The following is a 7,272-nucleotide window of genomic DNA, read 5'->3' as shown; positions in this document are numbered from 1 at the left end:
AATGGGCCGAGGTGCAGCAGTGGGCCGATCTGGAATACGAGCGGTTCCTCGGCGACGCCACCGATGTGGATCGGGTCGCCGACGGAATCGAACGGTTCCGGGAGGAGCGGCAGCGCGCGGCGGCCCGGGAATTCGTCGATCTGGTTCGTACCCGGCTGGTCGAGGAACTCGGAGGTATCGACCCGCTCGGTGACGTCCCCGCGCAGCTCGCCGCCATCGAGACCGCGATCGACCGGGTGGCCGGCGAGGCCGGCGACCGGTTCGCCGACAACGACCCGGAGCTGGTCCGTAACACCGTCGAGCAGGTCCGGGAGATGTTGCTGGGCGTGGTGGACCCGGCCGAGATCGTGCCCGGGGCCGACCCGGACGAGATCGTGCGAGCCGTGGATCCGGACGAGATCGCCGGACAGCTGGCCGGGCATATGCGTGACGACGTACCGCGCTTCACCCGCGCCGAACTCGAACAGATCAGGGACCACCTGATGGTGGACGAGCACTGGGTGCGCGACGCCGACGATCCCGGTGGCGAGATGGTTCGCCGGCCGATGGACCGTCTCGCCGATATCGCCGAGGCCTGGAACCGGTTGCGCGCCGGGGAGCCGTTGCCGGCGGATCTGGTCCTGCTGCAGGACGCGCTGGCCGAAGCCCAGTACCTGGCCGATCATCCGGACGCCACCTGGCAGGCTGCCAACACCTACGCCATCGGTCTCGGACACCACTGGGACGCGCAGCGCCCGCCGCTCACCGACTGGCGAGCCGGACGCCACTACGCGCTGCCACCGCTTCGACCCAATCCGGAGTACCAGCGGCCGGAGCGTCCTGGACCGCAAGAGCCCACGGCGGGCGGGGATCCGCGCGACAGGAAGACTCTGGAGCTCCCGGTTGGTGAACAACAGGGCGACACTCTGGAACTTCCGGTTGGTGAACAACAGGGCGACACTCTGGAACTTCCGGTTGCTGAACAACAGGGCGACACTCTGGAGCTGCCTGCCGGAGACCGACCCGGCGGCACACTCGAATTGCCGGTCGGTGAGCAGCCGGGCGGTACGCCGCGACCGGGAGATCCGGATGGTCGCGACCCCGGCGACTCCGACGGTCAGGACCCGGACGATCCGGTCACCGGAGGCCCGGGGGGCCGGCCACCGTCCCGGCCGCCCGCACCCGCCCAGGGCGATCCGGATCCCCCGCAGGGCAACGGACCGCCACCCCCCGACGATCCGGGCGGGCCGGACGATCCCGGTGAACCGGGAGTTCCGCCCGAGGGTGAGGCCGGCGAACCGGGCCGTCGTGATCCGCTGACCGACCTGGCCGCGTTCCTCCGCGATATGGCCGATTGGCCCGCGCAGCGCGACGCCGAGCCGCCGACCGGCGACCTCGCCGAGCACGCCCGCCGGCTGGCGAAGCTTCTCGGGCTCACGGAGGTCTTCGGTGATCTGCGCGATCCGCCGGCCGCCCTGGCCGAGCTCGCCGAAATCGCCCGTGCCCGCGGGTTCCTGGACGATATCGACAACGGACCCCGTATGCGGTATCCGGACGATTTCGCCGAACTGTCCGCGCGGGAACGCTACGGCGACGAGCGGTATTGGCAGCACGAGGCCGATCCGGAGCTCGCGGCCGAGATGCGGGCGGAACTGCTCCGGGCCGGGCTGCCGGTGGACGATCCCGAGCTGCCTCCGGCTCCGGTACCCGCGGAACCACCGTCCACGCGAGCCGATGGTGGGCCGCCACCCGCGCGATCCGGCGGCGAGCCCACCGCGCGTGTGGAAAGCGTCGCGGAGACCCGTGACCGCTTGGCACGCCGTTTCGGTGTCGATGACGCCGCGCTCGATCCGGACAACCTCGGCACCACGATTTCCGACCATCGCTACCGCCTCGTGCTGCGGGCCGCGGTGGTGGAAGCGCTGGCCGCCGCCCAGGGGCGCCTGGACGCCGCTACCGATGCGGCCGACCGCGCCGCCCAGCAGCGTTCCCGCGACGGGTGGGCCCGGCTCCTGGGTATCGATCCGCACGATCCGGCGGGTGATCCGGCGGCCGTGCCGAATCGGGAGCGGGCGGAGATCGTTCGCGCGGCCGATGATCTCTCCGCCCTCGCCGACGCTGCGGTGGCGGCCCGGCAGCAGCCGGATCCGGGACCGGCGAGCCCGGGGGAGACGCGTCGTTACAACGCGTCGGTCGAGGGACAGCGGGTGCCGGTGCGGCTGGTCGCCGACGGCGCCGACGGCGCCGACGGCTGGCGGGTGGCCGAGGCCGAGCGCGCCGATCCACCGGTGGTAGCGGGCGAGCCCGAGGCCCCGGTACGGCGCAAACCGCTGCTGCGGCGGATCTGGGAATGGCTGCGCGACACCGGTTACACCGGCGACACCCCGAAGTACCCGTCGGGCTCCGGTATCGACAGCGCGGGCCAGTCGCTCCTCGGCGACGAGGCCGGATTGCCGCTGCGCAAGACCGAGGACCCGACGCCCGGTGTGCCGGGTGACGAGTACGAGGTCCTGCAAACCAAATTCAATCCCGCGCGCATCCTCAAAGAGGGCGTCACCCTGTGGAAGAAACGGGAGCTGCTGCCTTTCCTGCGGCGGTTCACCTCCCGGGTGTCGGATCCGAGCACCGATCCCGTGCCGCTGCTCGACGAGGGCGGCGCGGAGTACCGGTACTGGCTCGACGAGGCCGATCCCGATCTGGTGCGGCAGGAGCTGGGCGTCGATCTGGACGACCTGAAGGCACAGGCGCGGGCGGAGAATCCGGCGCTTCCGGCGGCGCCGGAAACCGCTGATCCCACCGCGCTGCCGCCGGCCGGACCGCCGGGGGAGGTGGTTCCCCGGAGCGGGGGTGAGATCGCCTCGTGGATGGATGAATTGGCGGCCACGGCGGCACTACGCGACGAACAGGCGGCGGCGCTGGCAGCGGCGGCGCGCGAATTCGGGATCGATCCGGGCGAGCCGACTCCGGAGAACGTGCGGCGGGTGCGCGAACTGATCGAATATCAGCAGGCCCGCAGAATCGGTGCCCTCACCGGCCTCGCCGACGCGGCCCGGCGCTACAACGCCGAACACGCCGATATCCCCTACGGCGATCAGGCGACCTTCTTCGACGCCAACCCGCTGGCCCGCTTCCTGCGCGAAGTGGTGGCCACCTATCGCGAGCCGCACCGGGCTCCGGAGTGGCTGCCCGAGGTCCTGCGGCGCGCCTGGCCGGGGCCGGCCGATCTGCTCGGCTGGGAAGGCGTCAACAACGGCGGTGAGCCCACCCGGGAATGGGGCGATCTCTACGACAGCGACCAGCCGGGCCGCGACGACGGCCGCCGCGTATACCTGGAACGAGCATTGCGCCGCGATCAGATTCGCGACGAACGGTCGGTCTGGGCCCAGATCCTGGGCGATATCGACCTGGCCGCCCTGGCCGCCGACCGGCTCGCCGATACGCTCGCCGACCAGTTGTTCCGGATCCAGGAGGGCGCCCAGCGCGTCGAGGACTTCGGTCGCCGGGCCGACGAATTCCTGCGGCACGAGGCCGAGGTCGATGAACTGGCAGGCCTGATCGGCGATATGGCCGCCCAGGAATGGGTTTTCGGGCAGGACGGGGTCATGTTCGGCGACCCGCCGGGTATCGGCCTGCTGCCCGCCGACCGCCCCGGCGGGCCGATGCGCCTGGTGGTGATCGACGGCCGTCTGGAACACGACCGGGTGCTGGCCGACGCGCTCGCCCGGTTCCCCGATCTCGCAGCCGCCGTGAACGACGGCACCCTCGAGGTGCGGTACAAGCTCACCCAGGTGCTTCCGGGACAACAGCTACCGGAAGGGGGATACGGGCCCGAGCGGATCACTGTGGCGGATGCGGGCGCTCCCCGCGTCCGGCATATCACCGCCGACGTCGACGGTCGGCATCTCGAGATGACCCTGATCGACGACGGTGACGGCTGGCGCGCGGTGCCGGACGACCCGGTCGAACCCGAGCCCGGTCCCGGACAGCTCACCCGTGCCGATATCGACGCCGCCATCGGCGAGCTGCGGGAGCGACTCGGAATCGCCGACGAGGATCTGGCCGATCCCCGCCACCTCGCCGCGGAACTGGCGGCACTGCGCGACCAGAACGAACTCCGGGCCGCGCAACTCGAGGCGATCATGGATCACGCGCGCACCGCCTGGGATATCGACACCTATCACGCCGTCACCCGGGCGCGGGAGGTCTTGGCGCATCGTCTCGATCCCACGGATACGGTTCCGTTCACCGCGGCGGAGGCGCCCCGGGTGATCGCCGATCCCGCCACCCCCGGTGCGCGGCGGATCCAGCAGATCGCCGGGATGATCTCCTACGCCCGGGAACTGGCGGCGCTGGACCGCGGCGCGGTGGATGCCGCCACCACGCGGCTGGTGCGCCGCCTGAACGTGCTGGACAGCACGGTCGAGGTGACCGATGCCGCGGGTATCGACGAGGCCGTCCGGTCGCTGGTGCACCGCCCGCACGCCCGGGCAGCCCTGGCCGGTGCCCTGACCGATTTCCTGACCGCACTCGGCCGGGTGGATATCTTCGATCCCGGCACACACGGCGATCGTGCCGTGGACCCACGGGTGGGTCGTGCGGAGATCCCGGTGCACGAGAAGGCGGTCCGGCATCTGGTCGGTTTGATCGAGGATCTGCGCCACCTCGCCGACGCACCGCACCGCATGGGCCTGCTGGAGGCCGACTCCGATCTGCTGCCGGCCACCGAACTCGGTATCGGACACGATTTCGCGCGCACCGTCGGTGTCGACGTACCGCCCGCCGACCTCGCCCGCTGGGATGACGTCCTGGACCGGCATCGCCGCGGCGAGATCGGCGACGATGATCCCGAATTGGCCCGGGTGCGCGCGGAACTGCAGCGCTGGAACGAGGTCTACGAGAAGTACCGCGACGGCCGGCTGGACCGCCACGAACGCCTGACTCCCGCCGAACTGGCACAGGTGCAGGCCGAATTGCGCGGTGAGGTCCGGCAACGGGCCGACGATATCGCGAGGCTGGCCGAACTCGTCGATCACGCCGCCCGCCTCGACGAACCCCGGATCCGCGCGGAACTGGAGCGCCGGCACGAGCGGGCAGTCGCGGAGGCGGAGCGTGCCCGAGCGGTGCTACCGCCGCCGCATCGGGATCTCCCGGTGGCCGACGAGGACCTGGCCTCACACGAGGCACTGGATCGGCGCCTCGAGGAACTGCGGGGCGCGACGATGCGGGTGGACGAACAACAAGAGCGCCTGCGGCGTATCGACGAATTCGAGGCCGCCGCCCGCCGGTTGGTCGATGCCGAAGCCGAGGTGGACCGAATCGAAGCCGAACTCGAACAGGGTGCCGGCGGCGACCGGGAACGCCCACCCGGCGAACGGAGCCTTCCGCCCGGTGACCGCAGCACCCCATCCGGCGACCGGCCCGGACCGGAACGGGACGCGGATCCCGCGACCGAACGTCCCGAGGGCGGGCCCGACGGTCACGACCGGCCCGATCCCGAGCCGCCCGCGGGCCGGCGCCGGGACCCGGATCCCGCGGGCGACCAACCCACAGAAGGTGAACCACCCGCAGGTGACCTCACTCGCTCGGCCGGAACCGATCCCGCCGATCCCGTCCGGCGCGCTCCGGTTGCGGAACCCGCCGGACCATCCGGTGATAGCCCGGACCGTGGCGATGCCGGCCACGGAGACGGCCCGAACACGGCCGGGGGCCGTAACGGCCGCGACGACTCCGGACGCGGCCGGCGCGCCGGCGGCGACCCGACGCCCCCGGCCGGGGACGGTTCTGCGCCGGCCGGACGAAAGGTGATGCCCCGCGGCTCCTCGCTACGGTCACACATCCCACACCGGCCGCACCCGTGGGACCCGGACTTTCCGGCGCGTTTCGAGAACGACCGCGAGCCCTGGCCGGTGCCGCTGCCCGATATACCCGAGCAGCCGGATCCGCCGAGTCCCCCGGATCCGCCGAGTCCCCCGGATCCGCCGAGTCCCCCGGAACCGCCGAGTCCTCCGGAACAGCCCTGCCCCCCGGAACAGCCGGAACCCCCGAGTCCGCCGGCGCCGCCGGTGCCGGAACCACCGAGTCCCCCGGTGCCGCCTGTGCCGGAACCGCCGGGTCTGCCGAGTCCGCCGGTGCCGGAACCACCGGTGCCGCCGAGTCCACCGGTGCCGAGTCCGCCGGTACCCCCGAAGCCGCCGGGTCTGCCGGTGCCCCCGGTACCGGAACCGCCGGTGCCGCCGAGTCCGCCGGTTCCGCCGGTGCCGGAACCACCGGAGCCGCCCACGTCACCACCTCCAGGCCAACCGACCCCGCCGGAGTGGCCGGTACCCCCCGGCGGGCCACCGCCGGGCCGGCCTCCCGTGCCCGGTGCTCCGCCGGACTCGCCGTGGCCCCGGCCGCCCGCGCCCCCGCACCCGGGAGTGCCCGATTTTCCCGGGCCACCTCGGGTGCCGGGCTCGCCCGCCCCCGGGTATCCACAACCGGAGCCGCCGCTGGATCCTTACCCCAGCGCACCGGATCGGCCAAGACGACCGGTACCCACGCAGCCCCCCGACCTTCCGGGTTTCCCGCCGGACCGCGATCCGGGCATTCCCGGTGGCTCCGGTCCGGGCGGGACCGGTGAACCGAACCCGCCCGGAGGCGCGATGCCGCCGATGATGCCGCCACCCGTCGGTGGTATGCCGCCGGGTGGGTCGCCGGACGGCCGCCGCCCGTATCGTGGCGGTCCGCTGGCGCGTCCTGCCGTACCCCGCGGAGACGACGGGGACGGCACCGGGCCGCCTCTTGTCGTGCGCCCGTTCGCCGGTTTCGGAGTGCCTTCGGAGTTCAACCCGGAAACCGGTGCCCTACAGGCCGCGCCGGCGAATCCGGGCCCGGTCGGCGGTTTCTACGGTGAGATCGCCGGCCTGCCGGTGGTGCTCTACCGACGCGACGGCAGCCTGACCTTGCGGATCGGTACCCAGACCATCGACCTGGAACAGCCGGTTATCGTCGAGTTGGACACCGTCGCCTTCCGGACCACTCGGTTCGCCCTGGTCCAGGGCGGGCACCGGCTGGGTGAACTGACCTATCGTTCCCTTCCGGAGGAACTCGACTTCGGCGCGTATCTGCGGGATGTGCTCGCCGACCCGGACCGGCGCGCGCGGGTATTCGCCGAATGACGAGCACCCGCCGGCGCGAGGACGCGCAGAAGACCGAGGAGGAGTAGTCATGCGTATCGGATTTCCGACCGACGACGAGCTGCGGGAGAACTTCGCCGAAATGCTCGAATCGGTCCGCAACGGTGGTGGCCTGCGC

Annotated in this window: 1 protein-coding gene; it reads left to right on the top strand. The window is 72.1% G+C overall.

What is annotated here, in order from left to right:
- Positions 1 to 11 precede the first annotated feature (11 nt).
- A complete protein-coding gene (locus ACWDU1_RS26485) occupies positions 12 to 7,136 on the top strand; it encodes a hypothetical protein (protein WP_450002526.1) in 7,125 nt (2,374 codons plus the stop codon).
- Positions 7,137 to 7,272 lie beyond the last annotated feature (136 nt).

It is taken from the genome of Nocardia sp. NPDC003345 (genome assembly GCF_053589395.1).
The sequence above is the reverse complement of the archived record's forward strand: the minus strand, read 5'-3'. Positions and strand labels throughout refer to the sequence as shown.